Genomic DNA, 26,058 nt, shown 5'->3' with positions numbered 1-26,058 from the left:
CGCTCTCAGCCAGCAGCGACCGGTCGCGCCATCACGGTGGGTTTGAATCCGTAGCGTGGATCGCTGAAACCGCGGCCGCCGCGCGCTGCGGCTGCCCCGGCGACACCCATCCCGGCCGGCACCGCCGACACCGATTGGCCCTCCTCGACGGCACCGGGAATCCACTCGGAGGTGATCAGCGGTGCCGAGCCGGCCGCGGCCGGCAACGCTCCCGGCCAGGTCGAGGGCACCGACAGCCCACCGACCGGGGCCGCTTGGGCCATGCTGGCCAGGACCGGCGCCCGGCCGGCCGCCGCCGGGCCGGCGGCGGGCGCGCCGCCCGGGGTGTCGACCGAATCCACCAGGATCGGGCTGCTGGCGGCGCCCACGCCGGGTGAGGCGATGGCGATGGCGCTGGCGATGCCGGCGAACAGATGCCACGACCCGGCGGTGACCCCGTAGGTGCTGTAGGTCTGAATCGCGTTCCAGATCCCGAGGTTCTGCGTGGAATTGATGAAATTCGACAGAAAATCCCCGGCCTGGGCCGGGCCGGCCGCTGCGCTCAACGGCGAGGAGAGCGTCTGCACGGCGTTGGGCAGGCCCGAAACCAGTTGAGACAACCCGCTCTGGGTGCTGCCGGCCGACGCCTGGGCGACCGCGGCCGCCTGGCCCGCGGTACCGAGCGGGTTGCTGATCGGGGTGGGTGTGGACAGTGGCTGCAGAGTTCCGGCGCTCGCCGAGGAGGCCGCGTAGCCGTACATGGCGATGGCGTCCTGCGCCCACATCTCGGCGTACTGGGCTTCGGTGGCGGCGATCGCCGGAGTGTTGATGCCTAGGAAGTTCGAGGCGACCAGCGCGACCAGCTGAGCCCGGTTGGCGGCGATGACCGGCGGCGGCACCATCATCGCGAACGCGGCTTCGAACGCGGCGGCGGACGCGGTGGCCTGGGCGGCTGCGTACTCGGCGGCGGCCGCGGTGGTGTTGAGCCAGTTGACATATGGCGTCACGGCCGCGGCCATCGACGCCGAGGCCGGCCCCTGCCATTCCTCGCCGGTCAGTGCCGCGATCGCCGACTGATAGGACGTCGCGGTCGTCGTGAGCTCCGCGCCGAGACTGTTCCACGCCGCGGCGGCGGCCATCATCGGTGCCGCGCCGGCGCCGGCGTACATGCGGCCGGAGTTGATCTCCGGGGGTAATGCGCCAAAGTCCATCTTTGTCAATTCCGATCGCTGGTAATCGATTGTCTGCCGTCAGCCCACCGGCGGGCGCGGCATCACCTTCGGCTTGATGCCGTAGCGCAACCGGCCGCGGCTGCTCTGGTCGCTCGAGGACGCCGGCAGTGCGGCGGGCACGGCCGCCGTGGAGGCGCGGGGTGCGGCGGCCGCGCTGCCCGGACCGGACAGCGCAGCCGGCGCCGTCTCCGCCGGGGCGGGCTGGCCGGCCCAGGACGGTGGCACCGGGGCACCGGTCCGCGCCGCGGCCTGACTCGCGGCCGCTGAAACCGGTGCTGCGCCGGCGGCCGGCGTGGTCTGGCCGGTGAGACCTGCCGAGGGCGTCAGGGATTCGGGTGCGACGTGATGAACCACCCCGGACGGGGCGGTGATGTAACCCTTGCCCATGCCGGTGAACTCCGAGGCCGCCGAGCCGATCGTGCCGGCCTGCATGGCGGCCAGGATGGCGCTGTTGCTGGCCACCCCGCCCAGCCCGTAGGTCGGGTCGGCGACCGACGGGCCGGTGAGTCCGGCCAGCAGCCCACCGGCCGCCGAGGAGTCGGCGGCCGCGGAGTTGGCGGTCTCGGTGCTGCCGTACGAGTCGGCACTGGTGCGCAGGGTGTTGACGAACATTTCCTGGATCACCGCGGCCTGGGCGCTGATCTGTTGGTACAGCTGCCCGTAGGCCGCGAACTGGGTCGCCTGCAGGACCGAGACCTCGTCGGCGCCCGCCGGGGCGATTCCGGTGGTGGGTGCCGCCGCCGCGGCGCTCTGCGCGGTCATCGCCGAGCCGATCGCCTGCAGGTTACTGGCGGTCGCCGCCATCGCCTCGGGATGGGTGGTCACGAAGGACATGACATCTCCTGGTGGAAAACGGGCGGCCTTCGGCCGAGTGCACGGTCCACTGTTTCCGGCGAAACGGTCGATAGCGAAAGCCGTTTACGGGTTCTTAACGCCCTTGCCAGGATTCTTGACGGTTTATTCGCACAGGGAACTCACAGCGCCACATGGCGCGATTCAGGTTCGGCCGGGTTCCGCCACGGCATCGGGGCCGGTCAGGTGGGGTGCCGCCGGCCTGCCCGTTCGGCCGTGGAGGCTGCCCTGCTGGTAGCCGACCTGGAAGTTCCGTCCGAGCTGGGTGATGAATACCTGGCAGACGATCGGAACACACGGCGAACCGGCGCAGCCCCCTCTGCTGCGCCGGTGTGCATTTGCGGGCTGGTCTGGCCCAGCTCGAGCCGATGGACGAGGCGGGTGTTATCCGGCAACGACCGGTCGGGCCATCACGGTCGGCTTGAAGCCGTAGCGCGGGGTGCCCAGTCCGAAGCCGCCGCCCCGCTCTGCACCCATCGGCATTCCGCCGGGCATGGCAGCCATCGATTCGACATCTTCAGGTGCGGCCGACCAGCTGCTGGCCTGCAAGGCGTCGGCCGCCGAGGCGGCGCTCTCCGGGGCGGCCGCGGCCCACGCAGCCGGCGCGGACAGTTCCCCGACCAGGGTGGCCTGGCCCACACCGGCCGACACCGGCGCGCTTGCCGTGAAGGCGGACGCGGCGCCGCCACCCAGGGCCCCGAGGCTGCTCAACGGACCGCCGGGGGCCAGCAGGGCACCGATGCCGGCACCTGCCGCACCACCGCCGAGGGCGTTGAAACCCCCACCGGAGAAGAAGGTGGTCATGGTCGGGATCAAACTTGCCGGGGTGAACGCCGCGGATGTCCCGACGAAGCTCATCCCGCCGTTGAGCGGGTAGGTGAACAACGAGACGGCGCCATTGATCGACGCGTTCCGGCCGATGGCTTCGAGGAGTCCGGCGAGCGTGGGCGGGGGCAGGCCGGCGTCGGCGGGGCCCGGCGAGGTCAGGGTCTGCAGCGTGTTCGGCAGCGACGAGATCGCCTGCGCCGTCTGGGCGGTATTGCCGGCCGCCGTGCCGTTGGCCTGACTGACCGCGGCCGCCTGGTTGGCCGTTCCGTCCGGATTCGTGGTCTGGTTGGGCTCGTTGAACGGTGTCACCTTGGTCGCCGCCGCCGAGGATGCCGCGTAGCTGTACATGACATCGGTGGCCTGGGCCCACATCTGGAAATACTGTGCGTCGCTGGCCATGATCGCCGCGGAGTTCTGCCCGACGACATTGGTCGCCACCAATTGCTTCTGCTGGGCGCGATTGGCGGCGATCACTGCCGGGGGAGGGGTGGCCGCGTGGGCCGCCTCGAACGCGGCGGCCGCGGCCGTGGCCTGGGTGGCCGCCTCCTCGGCCTTCGCCGCGGTGTCGGCCATCCACGCCAGGTAGGGCTTGGTGGCGGCGGTCATCGATGCCGATGCCGGGCCCAGCCACTCTTCGTCGACGAGCTGGGAGAACGTCGTCTCGTAGGACGTCAGCGCCGAGCTGATCTCCGCGGCCAGTCCGCGCCAGGCGGAGGCGACCGCCATCATCGGCGAGGAGCCGGGACCGGCGTACAGACGCCCGGAGTTGACCTCCGGCGACAGCATTGCGTAATCGATCATCGTTGCTCCTAGACCACCATCGGCTTCGGCATGAACTTGGGCCGGAACCCGTAACGCGGTGTGCCGTAGTTCATCCCGGCCCGCCCGACGCCGGTCGGCACCGGAGGGGGCATGGAGGCCATGTTGTTGTGGGTCTCCGAGGGAACCGCCCAACCGCCCGGTCCCCCGGTGAGGGCCGCGGCGCCGGGGGTGGCCGCCGACCAGCTGGCCGGCGCCGAGAACGACGTCCCGACCAGCGAGGCCTGACCCATCCCGGCGGTGACCGCCGGGGTGACCGCGCTTACCCCGAATGCGCTGCTGACCCCGCTGGCCATGCCTCCGCCGAGCGCGCCCAGGGCGCCGAGTGCACCACCGGGGCTCAACGCAGCGCCCAGACCGCTTCCGAGCGCGCTGCCGGTGGCGCCGGTGAAGCCCCCGCCGGTCATGAAACCGATGAGGCTTGGCAGCAGCGCAGACGGGATGAAGGCCGCGCCGGTGCCCGCGGTGTTGAACAAGTTGTACAGCGGGGTGCCGAACATGTACGCGTAGCCGTTGATCGGGTCGTTGTACAGGAATTCGATGATCTGCTCGATCCAGTCCGTCGACGCTGCCGGCGTGGCCATGCTCTGCAGGGCGTTCGGCAGCGTCGAGATCATCTGCGCCGCCTGTGCTGTGCTGTTGGCAGTGCTGGTGCCTGTGGCCTGAGTGACTGCGGCGCCCTGTCCGGCCAGCCCTGCCGGGTTGGTGGTTTGGGCGGGCTCGCTGAACGGTGTCACCTGGGACGCGGCGGCCGATCCGCTGGCGTAGCCGTACATCGCGGCGGCGTCCTGGGCCCACATCTCGGCGTAGTGGGCGTCGAGGGCTGCGATGGCCGGGGTGTTGATACCCAGGATGTTCGTCGCGACCAGCGCGGCCTGCTGCACCCGGTTGGTCGAGACCACCGCCGGGGGCACCGTGGCCGCCCGGGCGGTCTCGAAGGCGGTTGCGGCCGCGGTGGCCTGGGTCGCGGCCTGCTCGGCCTGCGCGGCGGTGGTGTTCATCCAGGCGATGTAGGGCGCTGCCGCGGCGGACATCGACGCCGAGCCCGGCCCGAGCCATTCCTCATTGGACAGTTCTGAGACCACTGTTTCGTAACCGTGTGCGGCAGAAGCCAGTTCGGCGGCCATCGCGCGCCAGGCCGAGGCGGCCGACATCATCGGTGCTGACCCCGGACCGGTGTACATGCGCCCGGAGTTGACCTCGGGGGGCAGGGCTCCATAATCCAGCATGAAGATCGCCTAACCCGCCGCGACCGCGTTGGCGGCTTCGGTGGCCGCGTAGGACTCGGCACTGCCGTTCAAGGTGGCCACGAACATCTCGTGAATGGCCGCGGCCTGCGCGGCAACCGACTGGTACAGGCCGGCGTGCGCGGCGAACTGCGCGGCGGTCAGCGCCGAGACCTCATCGGCGGCGGCGGGGACGACACCGGTGGTCGGAGCTGACGCGGCAGCGCTCTGGGCGTTGAGCGCCGAACCGATCGCCTGCAGGTTGCCGGCGGCTGCGGCCAGCGCCTCCGGCTGGGTAGTCACGAATGACATTTGGGTTTCTCCTCACGGAACGGATGGTTATCGGCTCCGGCGACTACGGTCCCGTATCACTGGGCGATTGTGAAAGCTGGTTAACCGCTTCTTAACCGTTGTGTCAGAACTTTTTACGAGGCGCCGGTGAGACCGCGGGCCGGCGCGTGGTGGGGGTCACACCGGCCGGTCCGCGGCGCCGCTGCGACGCGCCGGGAAGAAAGCAGTGCAAGACCGGTGTGCGCCGATCACGACGGGCCCTTCGTGCCCACCGGGCCCACCCGGGGAGTGACCCAGCTCACCACCGGGCGTCGGTGCCCGCCGAGGCCACTTCGGACGGGTGGGATAGATGGCCGGATGCGTTGGCGTACAACGCATCCGGGGAAGGCATGCCCTGGTCATCGGCGCGTCCGCACCGGGTCTCGTCGTCAGCGTGAGCGCTTGGTAACACGGATTTAACAAGCCGGTCCAGGGGAGTAAACGGTCTGTAACACGCTATTAACGAACGCTCAGGACAATTACTGGCTATGAAACGGTTTCTGCTGCTGACGGGTCTGACCGCCATGGTCGGCCTGGCGGCGCCCGTGCACGCCGACCCCGTCGGCAGCGATGCTGCCTTCCTGACCCAGCTGACCGGAGCCGGTCTCAGCCACAAGGGGTCGGACCAGGTGGCGATCTCCGCCGGCCACTCGGTGTGCCAGCTGATGGATGGCGGCCTGTCCCCGATGGACACCGTGGTCGCGGTGCAGACCACCAACCCGGGTTTCACACTGCAGCGCGCTGCGGAGTTCGCGCGGATCGCCGCGCAGAACTACTGCCCCGAGCACGCCTGAGTCTCCTCCGCTACCGCTGTCCTGTTCGCCCCGCTCCGGAGTGCCGGTGGGGTGCCGTCGGCCTTGTCGCGTTAGATTCGCCGCGAGCCCCCATAGCCCAATTGGCAGAGGCAGCGGACTTAAAATCCGCACAGTGTCGGTTCGAGTCCGACTGGGGGCACGGGATCGGTCGCCCGCGCGGCGGCCTACACCTTGCCGGCTAGCTGATCGAAGGCAGCGGCACCCGATCGCCCACTTCGCCGTTGGCATCCCGGAGCGCCGGGGTGGCCAATCCCTCGCGCAGCAGCCAGCGCGCCAGCTCGAGCGTCTCGGCGATCTCGTCATCGGTGATGCGCAAGCCGTCGGGCTGCTGCCGCAGCGCGATCACACCGTTCCAGGCGCCCCAGAGGTAGTGCGTGAGCCGCAGCGAGTCGACCGGTCGGGCCTCGCCGGCGGCGATGGCGTTGTCGATCTGCCCGGCAAATCGGCGAAGTAGGTGTCCGACTCGGTCGCGGATGCGTGCCTCGGTCTCGTTGTCTCCCGAGAGCGGTTCGGCGCCCGGACTGCGGTAGGCCAGGAAGTGGAAGGCGCCGGGATGGTCGAGGTGAAAGCGTAGGTAGGCGTCCCCGCCGGCAAGCACCCGCTGCAGCGGGCTCAGCGACGGGTCATCGCTGCGCGTCATGTATTCGGTGAACAGCTCAAGCGCGCGGTCCACCAGCTGCAGGTACAGCCCGCGTTTGCCGTCGAAGTGGCCGTAGATGGAACCGACCGAGACGTCGGCCAGCTCCGCGATCTCCTCGATCCGGGCGCCGCCGTATCCGGCCCGGCCGAACACCGCCTCTGCGGCGTCGAGGATCGCGCTCCGGGTGCGGGCCCGGCGCCGTCCGGCACGGGCCGCAGCCGGCCGGGGCGCGGTCGGAAGCGGTTCGGCGGACATCGGCCAAGGATAGGCCACAGCTCCAATTTATAACGAAGTTCATAAAATGAAAAGACTTACAAATATGGAGATGAGCTGGCATTCTCCTTCCCATGACTGAGCACACAGACGTGGTTGTCGTCGGAAGTCGCTGCGCCGGTTCGGCCGCCGCCATCGCACTGGCCCGCAGGGGCCGCTCCGTCGTTGCACTCGACAGCGCCAGCTTCCCCTCCGACACCTTGTCGACGCACCTGTTCTTCACCCATCACTGGGCGGAGTTGGAGCGGATCGGCGCCACCTCCCGCGTGCTCGAACTCGGCGCTCCGCTGCACACCAGCGCCGGCCTGGGTGCGCCCGGCATCGAGTCCGTCGGTCCGTCGAGCACCTATGAGGGCTTCGCCGCCGGGGCGTGCATCCGGCGTCCGGGATTGGATCTCGCCTTGGTCGAGACCGCCCGCGCCGCCGGTGCCGAGGTGCGAGAACACGTCCGGGTGACCGATCTGGTGCGCGATCAGGCCGGGCGCGTCTGCGGGGTGCGGTACCGGCAGCGCAACGGCACGACGGGCGTGATCAACGCGAAGCTGGTCATCGGCGCCGACGGCCGACGGTCGACGGTCGCGCGGCTGGTCGGCACCCGCGCGCACCACAGCTGGGACAACCAGCGCATGATGGCCTACGCCTACTACGAGGACGCTCACCCGCAGAGCCGGCACGTGGCCATGCAGTGGCGCTACGGCGACGATCTCGTGACGGTATTCCCTTGCGACGGCGGCCAATTGGTGGCTCTGCAGATGCCTCCGGTGCGGCGCGCAGACGAGTACCGTGCTGACCGGTCGGCTGCCTTCGCGGCCACCATCGACCGCATTCCCCCGTATGCCGAGCGGCTTCGCGGCTGTACCCGGGTCAGCAACATCTTGGTCTCCTACCACCATCCGTCGTACTTCCGGCACTCCCACGGGCCGGGGTGGGCGCTGGCCGGCGACGCCGGGCATTTCAAGGACCCGGTCACCGCGCAAGGCATTCGCGACGCGCTGCGCTTCGGTCGGTTGCTCGGCGAGGCCGCCGCCCCCCGGCTGGACGAGCCCGACGAGCTCGACCGGACGCTGGCGCGGTGGGAGTTCGACCGCGACGTGCAGTGCCTGGCGATGTACCAATGGGCGAATTCGCTCGGCCGCGACGACAGCGTCTCGCCGATCGAGTCCGCCGCCTACCGATGGTTCGCGGCTCGAGCCGGCGGGTTCACCCAGATCGCCGATGTCTTCAATCGGATCGTCCCGCCGCAGAAGGTGTTCTCGGCCGCCAACGTGGTGCGCTGGACCGCCGCGGCGGCCCGAGACCCCGGCGTCGACAACCACGAACTGTGGCGGACACTGCGCCGTGACCTGCGCCGCGAAGTCGAGCGCATGGTCGAGCAACGAATGTTCGCCCGCCGGCGAGAGGCGTCCGCACGACTGGCGTTGACGCCCGTGTCGTCCAGCGATCGAACGGCGGTGGACGCCGAGTCGGTGCCGCATCCCCAATAGCGTCGCTACCGTCGGGTTCGCGCCCGACCGGGGTGTCACCAGGGGGCCGGCCCAGGTCCATACCCGCCTGCCGCGCGTTTGGCAAGCGCCTGTGACCAGAAACGCCGAATTCGTGCGCCGAATTTTCTTACTGTTTTATTCAATTCAAATTGCGATACAGATCACAAGTTAGCCCAGCAATGGAAAATACCTGCGTAACCTATGTAAACGTACTTGCCCAAGGCGCCCCGGCCAGCGGTTTCGGCTACCGCTACCCGAGGCTCGCGGGATTTAATCTGCGACGTCTATCACAATAATTACGACATTTTCCATCCACCTCGAATTCACCGCTAGGATCGACCGAGCACCCCGTCCTGGCACCCCGGTCGTACTGACCGCGCCGCTGCGGCAGCTACGCGGGTGTGTGCGCAATGACGATACGAAGTGTGATCGATGGGAGCGATGTGGACGACGTGTTGGCTTACGGATCGACCAGCCAAAGAACTCGCATCGTCGACACCGTAAGGGTGGATCGCGGCCCGATCGGCGGCCTGGCGGTCACCGCGGACGGCAGCCGGCTGCTGGCCACCAACTACGGCGACGACACCGTCTCGGTCATCGACGCCGCCAGCTGCACCGTCGTGGCCACCGTGTTCCATGCCGACGAGCCGTTCTCGGTCGCCGTCGGTCCCGCCGGTACCGCTCGGGCGTACGTCACCGCCGGCTCGATGGCGCTGGACGCCGTACTGGCGATCGACGTCGACTCCGCCGAGGTCACCGGCTGCTATCCGGTGGCCATGGGGATCGGTGAGGTGGTCGCCGACCCGATGGGCAGCCGCGTCTACCTCACCCGCACCGGTTCCGCCGGTGTCGAGGTGCTCGCGCTCGATGCGACCATGCGCCCCGCCGGCGTCGTCGCGGTGTCCGACAGTCCCGCAGCCACGGCGACGTGTCTGCGGATCAGCCCGGACGGCCGGCGACTGTACGTGGCGGTCCGGCAACTCGCCGGCGACACCGTCACAGTGCTGGACCGCGAACTGAACGTCGTCGAAACCATCAAGGTCGGATCGACGATCGTCGACGTCGCCGTCAGCCCGGACGGCGCGCGACTGTTGGTCGCGACCTGCGGTTCTGATGGCCGCGGTGCGGTCCACGCCGTCGATGCCCGCACCCACGCCGTCGGTGCCGGCTTCATCGTCGACACCCAGCTGATCCAGCTGGCCCTGAGCCGCGACGGCGACCGCGCCTACCTGGTCACCGCGGCAGGTGTCCTGGTGATGTGCGCCCGCACCAACGAAATCCTCGGCACGCTGGCCGCGACCACGGCGCCGTCCTGCGCGGTGGAGAGCCCGGACGGCAGCCGCCTCTACATCGCCGGCTTCGACGGCGCGGTGACCGTCGCCTCGCTGGCCGACCTGCCGACGCCCTCGGCGTCGCTGCATGAGCAGCTTGCGCTCGACGATGCCGTCAGCCGGATGCTCCAACTCCAACCCGCTCTGTAGCCACCGCCACACTGCCCGCGTCGGCATGGTCGAATAGGTCGATGCGCAGCACCATGCAGAACTGGCCGCTGACGGTCGGTGCCATCCTGAACCACGCCACCGGCGTTCACGGCGCCCGCACCGTGACGACCATGACCGACGGCGGTTTTCGCACCACCACCTACCGTGAGTTGGGCGGGCAGGCTGCACGGCTGGCCAATGCCCTGCGCCGGCTCGGTATCACCGGCGACGAGCGGGTTGCCACCTTCATGTGGAACAACACCGAGCACCTGGCCGCCTACCTGGCGGTGCCGTCGATGGGCGCGGTGCTGCACACGCTCAACATCCGGCTGTTCGCCGACCAGATCGTCTTCGTCGCCAACGAGGCCGAGGACCGGGTGATCCTGGTCGACGTGTCACTGGCCGGGCTGCTGGCGCCGGTGCTGGCCCAACTCGACACCGTGCACACCGTGATCGCGGTCGGTGAGGGCGACGTCGCGGCGCTGGAGGCCTCCGGCAAGACCGTGCTGCGCTACGCCGATGTGCTGGCGGCCGAGGCGTGCGAGTTCGACTGGCCGGTCGTCGACGAGAACTCGGCCGCCGCCATGTGCTACACCAGCGGCACCACCGGCAACCCCAAGGGCGTGGTGTACAGCCACCGCTCCAGCTACCTGCACGCCATGGCGGGATGCACGACCAACGGCATCGGGGTCGGCTCGGGCGACTGTGTGCTGCCGGTCGTGCCGATGTTTCACGCCAACGCCTGGGGGCTGCCCTATTCGGCGCTGATGGCCGGTGCGGATCTGGCGATGCCCGACCGGCACCTGGATGCCGCGTCACTGGTCGCCCTCATCGAGGCGCAACGGCCCACCCTGGCCGGCGCGGTGCCGACGATCTGGAACGACGTCATGCATTACCTGGATCGTGAACCCGGCCATGACATCTCGTCGCTTCGGCTGGTGGCGTGCGGCGGTTCGGCGGTCCCGGTGTCGCTGATGCGCGCGTTCGAAGAGCGCTACGGCGTGCAGGTCCGGCAACTGTGGGGCATGACCGAGACCTCGCCACTGGCGACCATGGCCTGGCCGCCGCCCGGTACTCCGCCCGAGGAGTACTGGACGCTGCGCGGCACCCAGGGGCAGCCGGTGTGCGGCGTGCAGGCACGCATCGTCGACGACGACGGCGCGGTGCTGGCCAACGACGGTGAAGCGGTCGGCGAGCTGGAGGTGCGCGGCCCGTGGATCACCGGCGCCTACTACCGCGGCCAGGACGAGTCCAAGTTCTCCTCCGGCTGGCTGCGCACCGGTGACGTGGGCCGGATCGACGCACAGGGCTTCATCACGCTGACCGACCGGGCCAAGGACGTGATCAAGTCCGGTGGGGAGTGGATCTCCTCGGTGGAGCTGGAGAACGAATTGATCGGCCATCCGGATGTGGTCGAAGCCGCCGTCGTCGGGGTGCCCGACGAACGTTGGCAGGAACGACCGCTGGCCGTCGTCGTTGCGCGGGAGGGCGCCTCGGTGAGCGCTGCCGATCTGCGAAAATTCCTGTCGGACAAGGTCGCCCGCTGGTGGCTGCCGGAGCGCTGGGCGTTCGTGGACACGATTCCCCGCACCAGTGTCGGCAAGTACGACAAGAAGACCATCCGGGCCCGGTACTCCGACGATCAATACCAGGTGAGCGAGGTGCGTGACTGATGAGTCTGCGCGTTATCCAGTGGGCGACCGGCTCGGTCGGCGTGGCCGCGATCAAGGGTGTGCTCGAGCATCCCGACCTCGAGCTGGTCGGCTGCTGGGTGCACTCGAAAGCCAAGAGCGGCAAGGACGTCGGCGAGATAATCGGGACCGAACCGCTGGGTGTGACGGCCACCGACAGCATCGAGGAGATCTTGGCGTTGGATGCTGATGCGGTGATCTACGCGCCGCTGATGGGCAACGCGGACGAAGTCGCTGCGCTGCTGCGTTCCGGCAAGAACGTCGTCACCCCGGTCGGCTGGGTTTATCCCAGCGAACGGGCGGCCGCCCCGCTGGAAGCGGCCGCACAGGCCGGCAACGCATCGCTGCACGGTGCCGGAATCGCGCCCGGCGCCGCCAGCGAGCTATTCCCGCTGTTGTTGTCGGTGATGTCCACCGGGGTGACTTTCGTTCGCTGCGAAGAGTTTTCCGATCTGCGGACCTATGGTGCGCCGGATGTGCTGCGTCATGTGATGGGCTTCGGGGGCGCACCCGACAGCGCGTTGACGGGTCCGATGCAGAAGATTCTCGACAGTGGCTTCGTCCAGTCGGCGAGGTTGTGTGTGGACCGGCTGGGCTTCGCCGCCGACGAGCAGATCCGGTCATCGCAGGAGGTGGCGGTGGCGACCGCGCCGATCGACTCACCGATCGGGGTGATCGAGCCGGGGCAGGTCGCGGCGCGTCGTTTTCACTGGGAGGCGATGGTCGGCGACACCGTGGTGGTGCGGATCACCGTGAACTGGCTGATGGGAGAGGAGAACCTCGACCCGCCATGGTCTTTCGGCCCGGCGAAAGAACGCTATGAGATGGAGGTGCGGGGAAATCCGAACACCTTCGTCACGGTCAAAGGTTGGCAGCCGGAGAGCGTCGAAGAGGGTCTGAGGAGCAATCCCGGTGTGGTGGCGACCGCGGCGCACTGTGTCAACGCCATCCCGGCGACCTGTGCGGCCCCGGCCGGCATCGCCGGGTTCTTCGATCTGCCGCTCATCACCGGCCGGGCCGCCCCGCACCTGGCGCGCTGAACGCTAACCTCGAACAGTGGCCTACGCAGTCGAGCAATCCCGCGCAATAGCGGTGGACGTCCAGGACGCCTTCGACGGGACACTGCCGCTGCCCCTGCCGCAACTGTTCCGGCATTGGTACGGGCCGATCCCGCCGATCAAGGAGGTCCGGGACCAGAACGGCGAGTGGGCGAGCGCCGGCCAGACCCGAACCGTGCGGCTGACCGGTGGCGGCAGCATGCGAGAAGAGCTGACCAGCGTCGACGCGCCGCGGTCGTTCGACTACCGGCTCACCGAGATCAAAGGCCCGTTGGCACCGCTGGTTCGGTTCGTCGAGGGCCGGTGGGAATTCACCCCGACCGCAGCGGGCACGACCGTCACCTGGCGGTGGGTCATCCACCCCAGATCCGCGCTTACCGCGGCCGCGATGCCGGTGTTCGGCAGGCTGTGGAAGGGCTACGCCCGGCGGGCCCTGACCCAGCTGGCCGCCCTGCTGGAGGCCTGAGGCGACGATGTGCCGACTGTTCGCCCTGCATGCCGGGACCAAGGTCGTGACCGCAACGTTCTGGCTGCTCGACGCCCCGGACAATCTGGCCGCGCAGAGCCGGCGCAACCCCGACGGCACCGGGCTGGGGACATTCGACGGCTACGGGCAACCGCGGGTACGTAAGCAGCCGATCGCGGCGTGGCGCGACGTCGACTTCGCCACCGAAGCGCACAACATGACCGGCACCACTTTCGTCGCCCACGTCCGGTATGCCACCACGGGCCGGTGCAACGTCGCCAACACCCACCCGTTCCTGCAGGACGGCCGCATCTTCGCCCATAACGGCGTGGTCGAGGACCTTGCCGCCGTTGACCAGCGGTTGCGCGAAGTCGACGGCTACGGCCTGGTACTGGGCGAGACCGACTCCGAACGCGTCTTCGCCCTCATCACCGCCGCGATCCGGGCTCGGCGCAGCGACGTGGCGGCCGGCCTGGTTGACGCCGTGAAGTGGCTCGCCGCCAACGTGCCGATCTTCTCACTCAATCTGGTGCTGAGCACCGCCAACGACATTTGGGCGCTGCGGTACCCCGAGGCCAACCAGCTCTACATCCTGGACCGGCGAGACGGCGTAGCTCCCGCAGGTCTGGCAATGCGCACCAAACGGATTCGAGCCGATGCCAAGCAGTTGCGCGGCCGGCCCGCGGTGGTGTTCGCCAGCGAACCGATGGACGACGACACCCGCTGGGAACCGATCGAGCCGGGCCAGCTGGTACACGTCGACGCGGGCCTGCGGATCACCCGTAGCTTGGTGCTGCCCGATCCGCCCGCGCGGCAACTGCGGCGTGAAGACCTGAACCCGGTGGCCGCAGCGGCTCAACACCCGGCGATGTGAGCGCGATGACGAAGCGTGCCCTGGTACTGGGCGGCGGGGGAGTGGCGGGCATCGCCTGGGAGACCGGCGTGCTGTGCGGCATCGCCGACGAGTCGCCGGCCGCCGCGGCGGCGCTGCTGGAATCCGATGTGCTGGTCGGGACCTCGGCCGGTTCGGCGGTGAGCGGACAGATCGGCAGCGGCACGAGCCTCGATGAGCTGTTCGCCCGTCAGGTGGCCGAGTCCTCGCCCGAACTCGACCCCGGAGTCGGTGTCGAGGGGATCGCCGAGCTGTTCTTGGCGGCGATGACCGAACCGAATACCTCTGCCGCGCAGAAGATGCAGCGAATCGGCGCGGTGGCCCTGGCCACCCGGACCGTTCCGGCCCCGGTGCGCCGGCAGGTCATCGCGCACCGGCTGCCCTCGCATCGCTGGCCGGACCGTTACCTGCGGATCACCGCGATCGACATCGACACCGGCGAGCTGGTGGTGTTCGACCGGGACTCGGGGGTCGAGCTCGTCGACGCTGTGGCGGCCAGTTGCGCGGTGCCCGGGGTCTGGCCGCCAGTGGTGATCGGCGGGCGGCGCTACATGGACGGCGGGATGCGCAGCCCGATCAACCTCGATGTCGCCGACGATTGCGACGTGGCCGTCGTGCTGGTGCCGTCCGGACAATCGGCGCCGTCGCCGTTCAGCGCCGGTGCGGCCGCGGAGATCGCGGGCTTCGGCGGGCGCGTCTACGCGGTGTTCGCCGACGGTGCGGCGTTGCGCGCCTTCGGCAGCAACCCGCTGGATCCGGCCTGCCGGGTGCCGTCGGCACGGGCCGGACGCGAACAGGGCCGCCGGCACGCCGCTGCGGTCGCCGAATTCTTGTCCGCCATGGGCTAAGACGGTTTCACGGTGTCCAGGGCGCGTCCGGTGAGCTCGCGGCCCACCTCGATCAGCTCTGCGGCGCGGTGGAAGTCCAGGCTGCGGCAGGCGGTGCGAGGCACTTCGATGAGCAGATCCGGCGGGTTGGACGCCAGCTGATGGCGGGTCAGCGCCGCCTGGGCGATGTCGATGGTGCGGTTCATCACCTCGAAGCTGCCGAGTTTGGGCACTCCGGGGCCGCCGGCGGGGCCGTCGGCGATCTCCTCGAGGTCATGGTCGGTTTCGTGCTCGGATTCGCCGCTGCTGAACCGGTCCAGGATCGCCCGGGCCGTGGGCCGGTCCAGCAGCGAACGCGCCCCGCTGGTGTCCAGCAGCGCCGACGTGCTGCGCAACATCCGGTTCAGGCGCCCGGCCGGTGCACCGCGCTCCGAATCGTCGGCGGCGGGCCCGGCGGCGGTCGGATCGCCGCCGTTGAGGCTCACCGCCAGGGTCAGGTCGGCGTTGACGGCGCACAGCGGCGCCATCGGCAGCGGGTCGAGGATGCCTCCGTCGGCAAGCAGCCGCCCGTCGACCTCGTGCGGTGCGATCACCCCCGGGATGGCGATTGAGGCGCGGATCGCCGTGTCGACCGGACCGCGCTGCAGCCACACCGATCGGCCCGCGATCAGGTCGGTGGCGACGGCGGTGTAGGGGATCGGTAGCTGCTCGATGTTGATGTCGCCCAGAATGTCCCGGACGACATCGAGAATCTTTCCGGCCCTCAGCACACCGGCCGCGGTGAACGACGGGTCCAGCAGCCGCAACACCGCCCCCTGCGTCAGCGACTCGGCCCACTCGGCGAAATCGTCGAGTCGCCCGGCCGCCTGCAGGCCGCCGACCAGCGCGCCCATCGACGAGCCGGAGATTCCGACGATGTCGTAACCGCGTTCGAGCAGTTCGTAGATCACCCCGATGTGGGCATAGCCGCGTGCGCTGCCACTGCCCAGGACCACCGACACCCGCGGTGCAGTTGTAGAGGCCATGCCCACCATTCTGCGGGCCGCGGCGGCCCGACCCTTTCCGTCACCGTGATTGCAAACACATTTCCGGGCTAAACCACCAGTTCACGACGGGTAACCCGGTGGCGCGCAGACCGCAATGCGCGCGGTGTGCGCTGCGCGCGGATGCGCCCGGTACCGCCCACCGCCTAGCATGGCGGTCGTGATGGAGCACGTGGGATTTCAGGGCTGTTGTTGCCGCAGCTGAGTGCTGCGCCGACCCCTGTCTCGAATCCACCCCATCCGTTCTGGAGTTTTCCCCCATGGTTATCGCTGATCCCGTCGCGTTGCGGCCTTCGGCCTCCCGGTCCCGCTCGTTGCGCCTGCCCGACCTGTTGCAGACCACCGACCTGGCCGCCGACGCGGTCCTGAACGGCCGCTACGAGCATCTGCTGCCCGTGTCCGGCCTGCCCGCCGACAGTCGCTGGTTCACCCGGATCCACGGTGACGACCGGCTCGACATCTGGCTGATCAGCTGGGTGCCCGGTCACGCCACCGAACTGCACGACCACGGCGACTCGCTCGGAGCGCTGACCGTGCTGACCGGCTCGCTGGATGAATTCCATTGGGACGGCACTAAGTTGGCGCAGCGGAGGCTCGAGGCCGGCGACCAGGCCGCGTTTTCGCGAGGCTGGGTGCATGACGTCGTCTGGGCACCCTCACGTCCCGGCCCGACGCTGAGCGTGCACGCCTACTCGCCGCCCCTGGTCGAGATGTCCTACTACGACGTGGGTGCCGACAACACGTTGCGCCGGCAACGTACCGAACTCACCGAACACCCGGAGGCATCGTGACCACGGCGCAGGTGAGCAGTCGCATCGACGCGATGCTCGCCGCGGCGCGCGCACGGCTGCACCGGCTGACCGCTGACGAGCTGCCCGCGGCGCTGCGTGACGGGGCGATCTTGGTCGACATCCGGCCGGCAGCCCAGCGCGCGCAGGAGGGCCAGGTGCCCACCGCCCTGGTGATCGAGCGCAATGTGCTGGAGTGGCGCTGCGACCCCACCAGCGACGCCCGACTGCCGCAGGCGCTCGACGACGACGTGCAGTGGGTGATCCTGTGCTCGGAGGGCTACACCTCGAGCCTGGCGGCGGCCGCGCTGGTGGATCTGGGTCTGCACCGCGCCACCGACGTCATCGGCGGTTTTCACGCCATGGCCGCGGCCGGGGTGCTGGCGCAGCCGAACTGATCAGGTGTCGGTGTGCAGCAACGGGCGCAGCCGCTCGGTTTTCTCCGCGGTCCACGCCGCTGGATGTAATACCGCCGCCCACGCATCGGCGATGTCGGCGACATAGCGATGGCCGTGGCCGTCGGGTACGTCGACCGCCACCGCCATGTCCGCTGAGACCTGCAGGAACGTCACGATCGGTTTCCACTGCACCTGCGGCAGAACGTCGTAGCCTCGCGCCTCGGCCAGCCAGTCCGGTTTCTTGAACAGCAAGTCGGGATTCCACCGGGCGATCGGGTCGGAGGCGTGCTGCAGGTACACCACCCGCGGGGACTCCGGTGCGCCCCAGGGCGCGTGCGGCCGGTCCAGGTCGCCGGGGCGGGCGATGAAGCGCACGTTGTGGCCGTCGTCGTAAATCGGAAGCCATTGCGGGGAGCCGGGATCGCGGTTGACGGTCAGGTCTTTCCAGATGGTGTTTTGAAACGTCGGCCCGGAGAACAGTGCTCCGTCGGTGCGCGCCAGCACGTTGTTGAGGTTCATGAATGGCGCCTCACCGCCGAACGACCCGAGGCTCTCCCCGAACACCACCAGTTTGGGGCGTCGGGATTCCGGCATGGCCCGTACCCGTTTGTCGACCGCCTCGAACAATGCCTGTCCCGCCTGGCGGGCGTTCTCCTTGTCGACCAGGAAGGACAACCAGCTGGGCAGGAATGAATACTGCATGCCCACGATCGCGGTATCGCCGTTGAACATGTACTCCAGGGCGGAGGCCTCCGCCTCGTTGATCCAGCCGGTGCCGGTCGTGGTCGCCACGGCCACCACGGTGCGGTTCAGCCCACCGGTTCGCGCCAGTTCCGCCGCGGCCAGTTCGGCGGTCGCCATGATCCCGTCAGCCGAATTGAGTCCGGCATAGGCACGGATCGGTTCGGCAGCCGGCGTGCCGTTGAACGCGGTGAGCTGTGCGAGGGTCGGTCCGCCGGCCACGAAGATACGGCCCTGATGGCCCAGCGACTCCCAGGAGGCCAGCGACTGCGGGCCGCCGGAACGTAGCGGGGTCGGCGGCGCGGCCTGGTCGGGGTCCATCTCGGCGTTGACGCCGGCGAACGTTTTGTTCAGCGTGCGCATACTGAACTTGACCACCACGCCGTTGAGCAACGCGATGGTCAGCCCCAGCAGCAGGGCCACCGTCACCACCAGCGAAACACGCCGCGGCGCAACGCGGTTGAGCTGACGTGCCAGTGCGCGGCCCACCATACGGACCACCTGCCCGATCTCCACCAGCACGAACAGCGTCAGCACCGCCAGCCCGCCTGCCATCGGGAAGCAGTACCAGGCCAGCTGCGGCACATCCATCAGCGAGCGCAGCTGCCGCTGCCAGTGGTAGACGCGGACGATCATCACCAGGTGGATGACCACGGCGGTCGGGATCAGCACCGCCCAGGCCCAGCCCGGCGCCGGCGGGCTGCTGTCCGCCGAACGCATGTAGCGCACCAGCCACACGATGAGCACCCCGAGGCCGTAACCGGCGGCGCCGGACGCGCCGCTGACCAGGCCTTGGAACAGCGGCCCGCGCGGCAGCAGCGACGGGGTCATCGACAACCAGATGAACACCAAGCCCATCGCGGTGCCGGTGTAGGTGTAATGCCGAATCCACCAAGGCCTTTCGGCCGGTCGGGCCATGGGCTAGCGGTGGGTGAAGTTCGGTGCGCGCTTTTCGGTGAAGGCCGCCATGCCCTCGGTCTGGTCGTCGGTGGCGAACGCCGAGTGGAACAGTCGGCGTTCGTAGAGCAGTCCCTCGGCCAGGGTGGATTCGAATGCCCGGTTGACGGCCTCCTTGGCCATTCGGGCCGCAGACAGGCTCATGCCCGCGATGGTGGCAGCGACCTTGTTGGCTTCGGCCAACAGGTCCTCGGCCGGCACCACGCGCGAGACCAGTCCGCTGCGTTCGGCCTCGGCGGCATCGATGGTGCGGCCGGTCAGGATCAGATCCATCGCCTTGGCCTTGCCGATGGCCCGGGTCAGTCGCTGGGAGCCGCCCATGCCGGGCAGCACACCGAGTTTGATCTCGGGCTGGCCGAATTTGGCGGTGTCGGCGGCGATCAGCACGTCGCACATCATCGCCAGTTCGCAACCGCCACCCAGGGCGTGTCCGGCCACTGCGGCGATGGTCGGGGTGCGCACCGCGGCCAGCTTGGACCAGGCGGCGAAGAAGTCGGCGGCGAACACGTCGGCGAAACTCTTCTCCGCCATCTCCTTGATATCCGCACCCGCGGCGAACGCCTTGGCGCTGCCGGTGATGATGATCGCGCCGATTCCCGGATCGGAATCGAATTCGGCAGCGGCGGTGGTGACTTCGTTCATCACCTGGCTGTTGAGCGCATTGAGCGCCTGCGGCCGGTTCAAGGTGATGGTGCCGACGCGCCCGTCGCGGTCGACGAGAATCGTTTCGTAGGTGTTCTGGGCCATGGGAAGACTCCTTAAAGAACTAGATCGGGTTCGGCGGGGGCGAAATAGGTCTCGATGTCGGCGGCGCTCACCTCGGCCAGACTCGCCGGTGACCACTGCGGGTTGCGGTCCTTGTCGACCAACTGGGCGCGGATGCCCTCCACCAGGTCATGCGAGCGCAGCGAGGCGGTCGACACCCGGAACTCCTGGACCAGAACATCGTGCAAGGTGGCCAGTCTGCCCGCCCGGCGCACCGATTCCAGCGTCACCGCACAGGCGATCGGTGAGCGGGTGCCGATCAGTTCGGCGGCGGCGCCGGCGCCGGCGCTGCCATGGCCGGCCAGCGCCGCCACGATCTCGGCGACCGTGTCATGGGCGTAGCACTCATCGATCCAGTCGCGTTGTGCGGCAAGCGGGCTCGGAGGCGGCTCGACCGCGTGACGCTGCAGTGCCTCGGCGACCCCGTCGGCGAGGATCGTCGCGGTGAAGTCACCCACTGCGTCGTGCGGCACGAAGTGGTCGGCGAAACCCAGCGCGATGGCATCGGCCCCGGAAAACGGTGCACCGGTCAGCGCCGCGTGCAGACCCAGGTGCCCCGGTGCGCGCGACAGCAGATAGGTGCCTCCGACATCGGGAATGAAGCCGATACCCACCTCGGGCATCGCCATCTTCGTGGTATCGGTGACCACGCGGGTGTTGGCGTGCGCGCCGACCCCCACCCCGCCGCCCATCACGATGCCGTCCATCAGGGACACGTACGGCTTGGCGAACGCGCCGATCTGCGCGTTGAGGAGGTACTCGTCGTGCCAGAAACGCCGCGCGTCCGCACCGTCGGCCTTGGCGCTGTGATAGATCGCGACCACATCCCCACCGGCGCACAACCCGCGCTCGCCGGCCCCCGACAGCACCACCGCGGTGACGGCCGGATCATCAGCCCAGGCCGTCAGCGCCGCGGTCATCGCGGCCACCATCGGCAGGTTCAGGGAGTTGATCGCCTGCGGACGGTTCAGGGTCAGCAGCCCGACCCCGTTCTCGACGCGGGCCAGTACCTCGTCAGATTCACCTGTCACGCCTTCGCAATGTAGATCCCTACCCCCGGTCGCCCATCCGCGGGTAAGGTTTGGCGGAAGAACGGCCCGCAGTCTGTTGGGAACCCCGGCGGGTCGCGGAACGTTGATCAAGTTGTTCGCACATCTCCGTGTCAGAGCACAAGACAGCATCAGAGAGGATCGGGAAGGTGCGGGAAACCAGCAACCCGGTATTTCGTTCATTGCCCAAACAGGGCGGTTACGCGCAGTTCGGAACCGGCTTGGGTCAAGCCTCCGCCGGCGCAGCCCAGCAGATGAGCCAGGGTTACCCCGGGCTACAGAGCCCGCAGACTGACTACCGGCGGGAGGTCAGTCGTCCGCTCACCATCGATGACGTCGTCACCAAGACCGGCATGACGCTGGGGGTGCTCAGCGTCGCCGCGATCGTGTCCTTCTTCCTGGTCTCGGCCAATCAGGCGCTGGCCGGTCCGCTGACCTTCATCGGCGCGTTCGGCGGGCTGGCGCTGGTCATGGTGGCCATGTTCGCCCGCAAGCAGGACAGCAAGGCCCTGGTGCTCAGCTACGCGGTGCTGGAGGGCCTGTTCCTGGGGGCCATCTCCTTCGTGCTGACCGCGGTCACGGTGGGGGCCAGTAACGCCGGCTCGATGATCGGCCAGGCCGTGATGGGCACCCTGGGGGTGTTCGGCGGCATGCTTGTCGTCTACAAGACCGGCGCAATCCGCGTCACCCCGAAGTTCACCCGGATGCTTGTCGGCGCGTTGTTCGGTGTGCTGGCCCTGATGATCGGCAACCTGGTGTTGTCGCTGTTCGGCGTCGGCGGTGGTGAGGGTCTGGGTCTGCGCAGCGGCGGGACCCTGTCGATCATCTTCTCGCTGGTGTGCATCGGCATTGCCGCGTTCAGCTTCCTGATCGACTTCGACGCGGCGGATCAGCTGATTCGCGCCGGGGCGCCGGAGAAGGCGGCCTGGGGTATCGCACTCGGCCTGACGGTAACGCTGGTCTGGCTGTACCTGGAGATCCTGCGCCTGCTCAGCTACTTCCAGAGCGAGTAGCGACTTAGCTTTCCCCGTTGACTCTGCGCTGAGGGCGCGAAAGTGCGAGTAGCACCCGCCCTCAGCGCAGAGTCATTTTTTGTGTCGGTGGCCCCGGGCAGCATGCCGACATGGGACAACCATTCATCGGTAGTGAGGCGTTAGCCGCTGGAACTTTAAGCCGCCATGAGCTGCGCCGGTTCCACACCGCAGTCCTGCCGAACGTCTACCAGGAAAAGCGCGCCGAACCCACGCTCCTGCACCGGACGCAGGCCGCCTGGCTGTGGTCGCAGCGCCAGGCGGTCGTTTCCGGCTTAGCGGCGTCCGCCCTGCACGGGGCGAACTGGATCGCCGACGACGCGACCGTCGAACTGATCTGGCGTAACGCGCGAGCCCCGCACGGCGTCAAGACCCGTGCCGACCTCATCTTGGACGGCGAATCCCAGCACCTCGCCGGCGTCGTCGCCACCACTCCCGAGCGCACCGCCTTCGACCTGGGCCGACGCGGCCCGTTGCGTCAGGCAGTCGCCAGACTCGACGCACTGGCCAACGCCACGCATTTCAAGATCGACGATGTGGCTCAACTGGCGTCGCGGCATCGTCACACCCGAGGGCTGCGCCAGCTGGAAGCCGCCCTGTACCTCGTCGACGCCGGCGCGCAGTCACCGAAAGAGACCTGGCTGCGGCTGCTGCTCAGCGACGCCGGGTTTCCCAGGCCGACGACCCAGATCCCTGTGCTCGGTCCCGACGGTTATCCGAAGTACTTCCTCGACATGGGTTGGCAGGACATCATGCTCGCGGTCGAGTACGACGGCGACCAACATCGGACCGATCGGTCGCAGTTTGTGAAGGACGTCGAGCGTCTGGAGTACATCCGGCAGGCGGGCTGGACGCACGTCACGGTTCTCGCCGAACACCGCGGCTATGACGTGGTCCGCCGTGTCCGAAGCGCGTGGGACCTCCTGAGGCGAAAATGACTCTGCGCCCAGGGCGGGGGTTACTCGAACTTTCCCGCCCTGAGCGCAGAGTCAACGAAATGGAACTAGGACAGCCGCTCGACGACCATCGCCATGCCCTGGCCACCGCCCACGCACATGGTCTCCACGCCGAACTGTTTGTCGTGGGTGGCCAGGTTGTTCAGCAGGGTGGCGGTGATGCGGGCGCCGGTCATACCGAACGGGTGGCCCAGCGCGATCGCCCCACCGGACACGTTGAGCTTGTCCTCGTCGATACCGAGCTCGCGGGCTGAGCCCAGCACCTGCACGGCGAAGGCCTCGTTGATCTCGAACAGGTCGATGTCGGAGACCGACATCTTCGCGTTCGTCAGCGCCTTCTTGACCGCCTCGATCGGGCCGAGGCCCATGATCTCCGGCGACAGGCCGGAAACCCCGGTGGCCACGATCCTGGCCAACGGCTTGAGGCCGAGCTGCTTGGCCTTGGTGTCGCTGGTGATGATCACCGCGGCCGCGCCGTCATTGAGCGGGCAGGCGTTACCGGCGGTGATCGTGCCGTTGGGACGGAACACCGGCTTGAGCTGGCTGATCTTCTCGTAGGTGGTGCCGGCGCGCGGACCGTCGTCGGTGCTCACCACGGTGCCGTCCGGCAAGGTGACCGGGGAGATCTCCCGGGCGAAGAAGCCGCTGTTGATGGCCTCCTCGGCGCGGTTCTGGCTGCGCACACCCCAGTGGTCCTGGTCTTCGCGGCTGATCCCGGTGTGCAGCACGACGTTCTCGGCGGTCTGGCCCATCGCGATGTAGACGTCGGGCAGGTTGCCGTCGGCCCGCGGGTCGTGCCATTCCTCGGCGCCCGCGGCGGCCGCCTCGGAGCGGGCCATGGCGTCGTTGAACAGCGAGTTCTTGCTGTTCGGGGCACCGTCAGCGGCGCCGATGCCGAACTGCGACACGGTCTCCACCCCGGCGGAGATGAACGCGTCGCCCTCGCCGGCCTTGATCGCGTGGAACGCCATCCGGGTGGTCTGCAGCGACGACGAGCAGTACCGGTTCACCGTGGTGCCCGGCAGGAAGTCGTAGCCGAGCAGCACCGAGACGACGCGGCCGATGTTGTAGCCGGACGCGCCGCCCGGCTGTCCGCAGCCCATCATCAGGTCGTCGATCTGGTGCGGGTTCAGCTCGGGCACCTTGTCCAGCGCGGCGCGCACCATCTGGGCGGCCAGGTCGTCGGGCCGGATGGTGACCAGCGATCCCTTACCGGCCCGGCCGATCGGTGAACGAGCAGTTGAGACGATGACAGCTTCGGGCACTTCGGACTCCTTGAGATCGGGTATTCAGCCGAATCTAGTCCGACGGAGCCACCGCGAGTGAATCGGCCTCGTCCAGCGCGGCGCACAGCGCCGGGATCACCTGACTCGCCGCCAGCGCATACCCCGCCGCCGACGGGTGGTACTGGTCCTGGGCGAACAGCAGCCCGGGGCAGTCCCGAAACGCCGGCACGCGGAGATCGGCGAACGGGACGGCGATACCACCGGCGGCCACGACCGCCTGGGCCTGGGCGCGGGCCAGCTGCCGCCCCCGGGCGTGCGCGACCCAGCGCAGCGGTTGCGGGATCGCGCTGACCGCCTTGAAATCGGGGCAGGTGCCGACGACCACCACCGCACCGCTGGCATGCAACCGTTTCACCGCCGCGTGCAGTCGCTGTGCCGAACCGGCGATGCCGTTGAGCGCGGTGACGTCGTTCGCGCCGATCATGATCACCGCGGCGTCCGGTGGGGGCCCGGCGACGAACATCGCGTCGACCTGCCCGGCGAGTCCCTTGGAGGTGGCGCCCACGATCGCCTTGGTGCTCAGGCGAATCCGCTTACCGGTCCGCTCCGCCAGTGCCCTGGCGATCAGCGCGCCGGGGACCTCCTCGGCTGAACAGCAGCCGTAGCCGGTCCCGGTCGAGTCACCGAAGATCATCAGGTGCACATCGACGCTCACGCCGCGCTGAAAACGCTGAACCGTTGCCTCGCCGGCAACGTATATCCCATCGGCGCGCGGCGGGATCTCGCACGCCCTGGGGATGGTTTGGCGGGCCATGTCGGCCTGGCCGGCCAACAGATTGCGTAGACCCAGGTAGAGGGTGCCGCCGGAAGCGAGCGCGCCCGCGGTGGCCAGCGTGATCGCCGACCGCCGCGCCACCCGGATCCCCATGCGGAAAGTCTAAGGAACAAGACGCCCGGATACCCGCGCACAGCAAACAAAACAGATCACGATGAGGACCCGATGCCGTATCGGAACGAATCCTAAGATTTCTTCACAGACTTCTTCGTGTGACGATACGTGTACCGCGTTGGCTGTGCCGGCCGGGGCCGGCTGGAGGGAGTGTTCACTATGACCGCACCCAGCAAGATTCCCAGCTCGTCGCATGCAATCAGTGGTCTGCGCCCGGCGCCGCGAACCCGCCGCATCGCCCGTAACGACGGGCTGCCGGTCGAGGTCGTCGAGGATGCGCCCAGCGTCGAAGGACGGCTGACGTGGCTGGCGACCCGGCTCACCGTCCGGCCGGCGCTCTCGGTAGGCAGCTACCTCCCGCGCATGCCCTGGCCGTTCGGTCTGGTCGACTTCGCCGCCAAAGCGGTGCTGCCGGCGCCGGGCACCGTGCGCGCCACCATCCGGTTGCCGCGCTGCACGGCGCAGATGGTGCGTGCGGCCGGCGTCCTGCCCGCCGACGGCACCCGTCGGGTCGTGCTCTACATGCACGGCGGCGCCTTTCTGACCTGCGGGGCCAACACCCACGGCCGGCTCGTCACCAAGCTGTCGAAGTACGCCGACAGTCCGGTGCTGGTGGTGGAGTACCGGATGGTGCCCAAGCACTCCATCGACGACGCCATCGACGACTGCTACGACGCCTACCGCTGGCTGCGCCGCCAGGGCTACGAACCCGACCAGATCGTGCTGGCCGGCGACTCCGCCGGCGGCTACCTCTCACTGGCGCTGGCCGAGCGATTGCTGGACGAAGGCGGGGAAGACGACGTGCCGGCGGCGATCGTCGCGATGTCGCCGTTGTTGGAGATCGCCAAGGAAGCCAAGAAGGCGCACCCGAACATCCACACCGGTGCGATGTTCCCGCCCAAGGCGTTCGACGCGTTCGTCGAACTGGTCGAAGCGGCGGCCCGGCGCGACCGCGACCACGGCCGGCGCGGCGAGGTCCTCGAGCCGCTGCAGTACGTCAAGCCGGGGCTGCCGCGCACCCTGATCCACGTCTCGGGCGCTGAGGTGCTGCTGCACGACGCGCGGCTGGGCGCCAAGATGCTGGCCGCGGCCGGAGTTCCGGTCGAACTGCGGGTGTGGCCCGGCCAGATCCACGTCTTCCAGATCGCCGCACCGTTCGTTCCCGAGGCCACCCGCTCGCTGCGCCAGATCGGCGAATACATCCGCGAGGCCACCGGCTAGGCCCAGGCCGTGGCCCGGTGAACACCACCGCCTGAGACGAT

At 68.8% G+C, this 26,058-nt stretch carries 25 protein-coding genes and 1 tRNA gene; 14 read left to right on the top strand and 12 right to left on the bottom strand.

Annotation, left to right across the window (positions count from 1 at the left end):
- Positions 1–5 precede the first annotated feature (5 nt).
- From G6N23_RS15255 to G6N23_RS15235, 5 genes are all read right to left on the bottom strand, one after another.
- The gene (locus tag G6N23_RS15255) at positions 6–1,190 is read right to left on the bottom strand and encodes a PPE family protein (RefSeq protein ID WP_085262500.1); all 1,185 of its coding nucleotides are present in this window, start codon (positions 1,188–1,190) and stop codon (positions 6–8) included.
- Between the two features lie 39 nt (positions 1,191–1,229).
- The gene (locus tag G6N23_RS22615; RefSeq protein WP_085262499.1) at positions 1,230–2,045 is read right to left on the bottom strand and encodes a PE family protein; all 816 of its coding nucleotides are present in this window, start codon (positions 2,043–2,045) and stop codon (positions 1,230–1,232) included.
- 402 nt (positions 2,046–2,447) lie between these two features.
- Positions 2,448–3,692 (bottom strand): PPE family protein, encoded by a 1,245-nt coding sequence (locus G6N23_RS15245; protein WP_085262498.1) that lies wholly within the window; start codon positions 3,690–3,692, stop codon positions 2,448–2,450.
- A gap of 8 nt (positions 3,693–3,700) precedes the next feature.
- Positions 3,701–4,939, bottom strand: a complete 1,239-nt coding sequence (locus tag G6N23_RS15240; RefSeq protein ID WP_085262497.1) for a PPE family protein — start codon at positions 4,937–4,939, stop codon at positions 3,701–3,703.
- Between the two features lie 9 nt (positions 4,940–4,948).
- Positions 4,949–5,248 carry a PE family protein gene (locus tag G6N23_RS15235; protein WP_085262496.1) on the bottom strand — a complete coding sequence of 100 codons (300 nt, stop codon included), beginning with the start codon at positions 5,246–5,248 and terminating at the stop codon, positions 4,949–4,951.
- A 506-nt stretch (positions 5,249–5,754) separates the two neighbouring features.
- Here G6N23_RS15235 and G6N23_RS15230 point away from each other — a divergent pair.
- Together G6N23_RS15230 and G6N23_RS15225 are read left to right on the top strand one after the other, a co-directional pair.
- Positions 5,755–6,060 carry a DUF732 domain-containing protein gene (locus G6N23_RS15230; RefSeq protein ID WP_085262495.1) on the top strand — a complete coding sequence of 102 codons (306 nt, stop codon included), beginning with the start codon at positions 5,755–5,757 and terminating at the stop codon, positions 6,058–6,060.
- 86 nt (positions 6,061–6,146) lie between these two features.
- Positions 6,147–6,220: transfer RNA gene (locus G6N23_RS15225), tRNA-Leu, on the top strand.
- Positions 6,221–6,259: 39 nt separating this feature from the next.
- Here the strand turns inward: G6N23_RS15225 and G6N23_RS15220 are convergent.
- Positions 6,260–6,976 carry a TetR/AcrR family transcriptional regulator gene (locus G6N23_RS15220; protein WP_085262494.1) on the bottom strand — a complete coding sequence of 239 codons (717 nt, stop codon included), beginning with the start codon at positions 6,974–6,976 and terminating at the stop codon, positions 6,260–6,262.
- 92 nt (positions 6,977–7,068) lie between these two features.
- Between G6N23_RS15220 and G6N23_RS15215 the strand changes: the two genes are divergently transcribed.
- The 7 genes from G6N23_RS15215 to G6N23_RS15185 all read left to right on the top strand — a co-directional run bounded on the left by G6N23_RS15215 (position 7,069) and on the right by G6N23_RS15185 (position 14,914).
- Entirely contained in the window at positions 7,069–8,478 is a 1,410-nt protein-coding gene (locus tag G6N23_RS15215; protein ID WP_095173753.1) for an NAD(P)/FAD-dependent oxidoreductase, read from the top strand.
- Positions 8,479–8,903: 425 nt separating this feature from the next.
- Positions 8,904–9,959 (top strand): YncE family protein, encoded by a 1,056-nt coding sequence (locus G6N23_RS15210; protein WP_234808711.1) that lies wholly within the window; start codon positions 8,904–8,906, stop codon positions 9,957–9,959.
- Positions 9,960–10,000: 41 nt separating this feature from the next.
- Positions 10,001–11,632, top strand: coding sequence for a long-chain fatty acid--CoA ligase (locus tag G6N23_RS15205; protein ID WP_085262492.1), 1,632 nt, complete (start codon positions 10,001–10,003; stop codon positions 11,630–11,632).
- Positions 11,632–12,690: an NAD(P)H-dependent amine dehydrogenase family protein gene (locus tag G6N23_RS15200; protein WP_085262491.1), complete on the top strand. Its 1,059-nt coding sequence runs from the start codon at positions 11,632–11,634 to the stop codon at positions 12,688–12,690. The genes G6N23_RS15205 and G6N23_RS15200 overlap by 1 nt, the downstream gene beginning before the upstream one ends.
- A gap of 16 nt (positions 12,691–12,706) precedes the next feature.
- Positions 12,707–13,174: an SRPBCC family protein gene (locus tag G6N23_RS15195; protein WP_085262490.1), complete on the top strand. Its 468-nt coding sequence runs from the start codon at positions 12,707–12,709 to the stop codon at positions 13,172–13,174.
- 7 nt (positions 13,175–13,181) lie between these two features.
- Positions 13,182–14,048, top strand: coding sequence for a class II glutamine amidotransferase (locus G6N23_RS15190; protein WP_085262489.1), 867 nt, complete (start codon positions 13,182–13,184; stop codon positions 14,046–14,048).
- A gap of 5 nt (positions 14,049–14,053) precedes the next feature.
- Positions 14,054–14,914, top strand: a complete 861-nt coding sequence (locus G6N23_RS15185; protein WP_085262640.1) for a patatin-like phospholipase family protein — start codon at positions 14,054–14,056, stop codon at positions 14,912–14,914.
- Here the strand turns inward: G6N23_RS15185 and G6N23_RS15180 are convergent.
- A complete protein-coding gene (locus tag G6N23_RS15180) occupies positions 14,911–15,918 on the bottom strand; it encodes a patatin-like phospholipase family protein (RefSeq protein WP_085262641.1) in 1,008 nt (335 codons plus the stop codon). The two genes, G6N23_RS15185 and G6N23_RS15180, sit on opposite strands and share 4 nt — an antisense overlap.
- Positions 15,919–16,196: 278 nt before the next feature.
- On the opposite strand from G6N23_RS15180, the gene G6N23_RS15175 reads away from it, so the two are divergent.
- Positions 16,197–16,727, top strand: coding sequence for a cysteine dioxygenase (locus G6N23_RS15175; protein WP_085262488.1), 531 nt, complete (start codon positions 16,197–16,199; stop codon positions 16,725–16,727).
- Positions 16,728–16,759: 32 nt separating this feature from the next.
- Complete coding sequence (locus G6N23_RS15170; RefSeq protein WP_085262639.1) at positions 16,760–17,122, top strand: rhodanese-like domain-containing protein; 363 nt, start codon at positions 16,760–16,762, stop codon at positions 17,120–17,122.
- On the opposite strand, the gene G6N23_RS15165 is transcribed toward G6N23_RS15170, so the two are convergent.
- From G6N23_RS15165 to G6N23_RS15155, 3 genes are read right to left on the bottom strand one after another with little or no spacing between them, the layout of a single operon-like run.
- Entirely contained in the window at positions 17,123–18,781 is a 1,659-nt protein-coding gene (locus G6N23_RS15165; RefSeq protein WP_085262487.1) for an alpha/beta hydrolase, read from the bottom strand.
- Between the two features lie 3 nt (positions 18,782–18,784).
- Positions 18,785–19,567 (bottom strand): enoyl-CoA hydratase, encoded by a 783-nt coding sequence (locus G6N23_RS15160; protein WP_085262486.1) that lies wholly within the window; start codon positions 19,565–19,567, stop codon positions 18,785–18,787.
- Between the two features lie 11 nt (positions 19,568–19,578).
- Positions 19,579–20,616 (bottom strand): enoyl-CoA hydratase/isomerase family protein, encoded by a 1,038-nt coding sequence (locus G6N23_RS15155; RefSeq protein WP_085262485.1) that lies wholly within the window; start codon positions 20,614–20,616, stop codon positions 19,579–19,581.
- 167 nt (positions 20,617–20,783) lie between these two features.
- Between G6N23_RS15155 and G6N23_RS15150 the strand changes: the two genes are divergently transcribed.
- Together G6N23_RS15150 and G6N23_RS15145 are read left to right on the top strand one after the other, a co-directional pair.
- The gene (locus G6N23_RS15150) at positions 20,784–21,647 is read left to right on the top strand and encodes a Bax inhibitor-1/YccA family protein (RefSeq protein ID WP_085262484.1); all 864 of its coding nucleotides are present in this window, start codon (positions 20,784–20,786) and stop codon (positions 21,645–21,647) included.
- Between the two features lie 110 nt (positions 21,648–21,757).
- Positions 21,758–22,603, top strand: a complete 846-nt coding sequence (locus G6N23_RS15145) for a hypothetical protein (RefSeq protein ID WP_085262483.1) — start codon at positions 21,758–21,760, stop codon at positions 22,601–22,603.
- Positions 22,604–22,668: 65 nt separating this feature from the next.
- Here the strand turns inward: G6N23_RS15145 and G6N23_RS15140 are convergent, their stop codons facing one another.
- Positions 22,669–23,886, bottom strand: coding sequence for an acetyl-CoA C-acetyltransferase (locus G6N23_RS15140; RefSeq protein ID WP_085262482.1), 1,218 nt, complete (start codon positions 23,884–23,886; stop codon positions 22,669–22,671).
- A gap of 34 nt (positions 23,887–23,920) precedes the next feature.
- Positions 23,921–24,775, bottom strand: coding sequence for an SGNH/GDSL hydrolase family protein (locus G6N23_RS15135; protein ID WP_085262481.1), 855 nt, complete (start codon positions 24,773–24,775; stop codon positions 23,921–23,923).
- Between the two features lie 180 nt (positions 24,776–24,955).
- Here G6N23_RS15135 and G6N23_RS15130 point away from each other — a divergent pair, with 180 nt between their 5' ends.
- Complete coding sequence (locus G6N23_RS15130) at positions 24,956–26,017, top strand: alpha/beta hydrolase (protein WP_085262480.1); 1,062 nt, start codon at positions 24,956–24,958, stop codon at positions 26,015–26,017.
- Positions 26,018–26,058 lie beyond the last annotated feature (41 nt).

It is taken from the genome of Mycolicibacter terrae (assembly GCF_010727125.1).
Lineage (GTDB): Bacteria > Actinomycetota > Actinomycetes > Mycobacteriales > Mycobacteriaceae > Mycobacterium > Mycobacterium terrae.
The sequence above is the reverse complement of the archived record's forward strand: the minus strand, read 5'-3'. Positions and strand labels throughout refer to the sequence as shown.

Coding starts and splice junctions, on each gene's coding strand:
- G6N23_RS15255 (WP_085262500.1), bottom strand. CDS start 1,190: ATGGACTTTGGCGCATTACCCCCGGAGATCAACTCCGGCCGCATGTAC.
- G6N23_RS22615 (WP_085262499.1), bottom strand. CDS start 2,045: ATGTCCTTCGTGACCACCCATCCCGAGGCGATGGCGGCGACCGCCAGT.
- G6N23_RS15245 (WP_085262498.1), bottom strand. CDS start 3,692: ATGATCGATTACGCAATGCTGTCGCCGGAGGTCAACTCCGGGCGTCTG.
- G6N23_RS15240 (WP_085262497.1), bottom strand. CDS start 4,939: ATGCTGGATTATGGAGCCCTGCCCCCCGAGGTCAACTCCGGGCGCATG.
- G6N23_RS15235 (WP_085262496.1), bottom strand. CDS start 5,248: ATGTCATTCGTGACTACCCAGCCGGAGGCGCTGGCCGCAGCCGCCGGC.
- G6N23_RS15230 (WP_085262495.1), top strand. CDS start 5,755: ATGAAACGGTTTCTGCTGCTGACGGGTCTGACCGCCATGGTCGGCCTG.
- G6N23_RS15220 (WP_085262494.1), bottom strand. CDS start 6,976: ATGTCCGCCGAACCGCTTCCGACCGCGCCCCGGCCGGCTGCGGCCCGT.
- G6N23_RS15215 (WP_095173753.1), top strand. CDS start 7,069: ATGACTGAGCACACAGACGTGGTTGTCGTCGGAAGTCGCTGCGCCGGT.
- G6N23_RS15205 (WP_085262492.1), top strand. CDS start 10,001: ATGCGCAGCACCATGCAGAACTGGCCGCTGACGGTCGGTGCCATCCTG.
- G6N23_RS15200 (WP_085262491.1), top strand. CDS start 11,632: ATGAGTCTGCGCGTTATCCAGTGGGCGACCGGCTCGGTCGGCGTGGCC.
- G6N23_RS15190 (WP_085262489.1), top strand. CDS start 13,182: ATGTGCCGACTGTTCGCCCTGCATGCCGGGACCAAGGTCGTGACCGCA.
- G6N23_RS15185 (WP_085262640.1), top strand. CDS start 14,054: ATGACGAAGCGTGCCCTGGTACTGGGCGGCGGGGGAGTGGCGGGCATC.
- G6N23_RS15180 (WP_085262641.1), bottom strand. CDS start 15,918: ATGGCCTCTACAACTGCACCGCGGGTGTCGGTGGTCCTGGGCAGTGGC.
- G6N23_RS15175 (WP_085262488.1), top strand. CDS start 16,197: ATGGTTATCGCTGATCCCGTCGCGTTGCGGCCTTCGGCCTCCCGGTCC.
- G6N23_RS15170 (WP_085262639.1), top strand. CDS start 16,760: ATGCTCGCCGCGGCGCGCGCACGGCTGCACCGGCTGACCGCTGACGAG.
- G6N23_RS15165 (WP_085262487.1), bottom strand. CDS start 18,781: ATGGCCCGACCGGCCGAAAGGCCTTGGTGGATTCGGCATTACACCTAC.
- G6N23_RS15160 (WP_085262486.1), bottom strand. CDS start 19,567: ATGGCCCAGAACACCTACGAAACGATTCTCGTCGACCGCGACGGGCGC.
- G6N23_RS15145 (WP_085262483.1), top strand. CDS start 21,758: ATGGGACAACCATTCATCGGTAGTGAGGCGTTAGCCGCTGGAACTTTA.
- G6N23_RS15135 (WP_085262481.1), bottom strand. CDS start 24,775: ATGGGGATCCGGGTGGCGCGGCGGTCGGCGATCACGCTGGCCACCGCG.
- G6N23_RS15130 (WP_085262480.1), top strand. CDS start 24,956: ATGACCGCACCCAGCAAGATTCCCAGCTCGTCGCATGCAATCAGTGGT.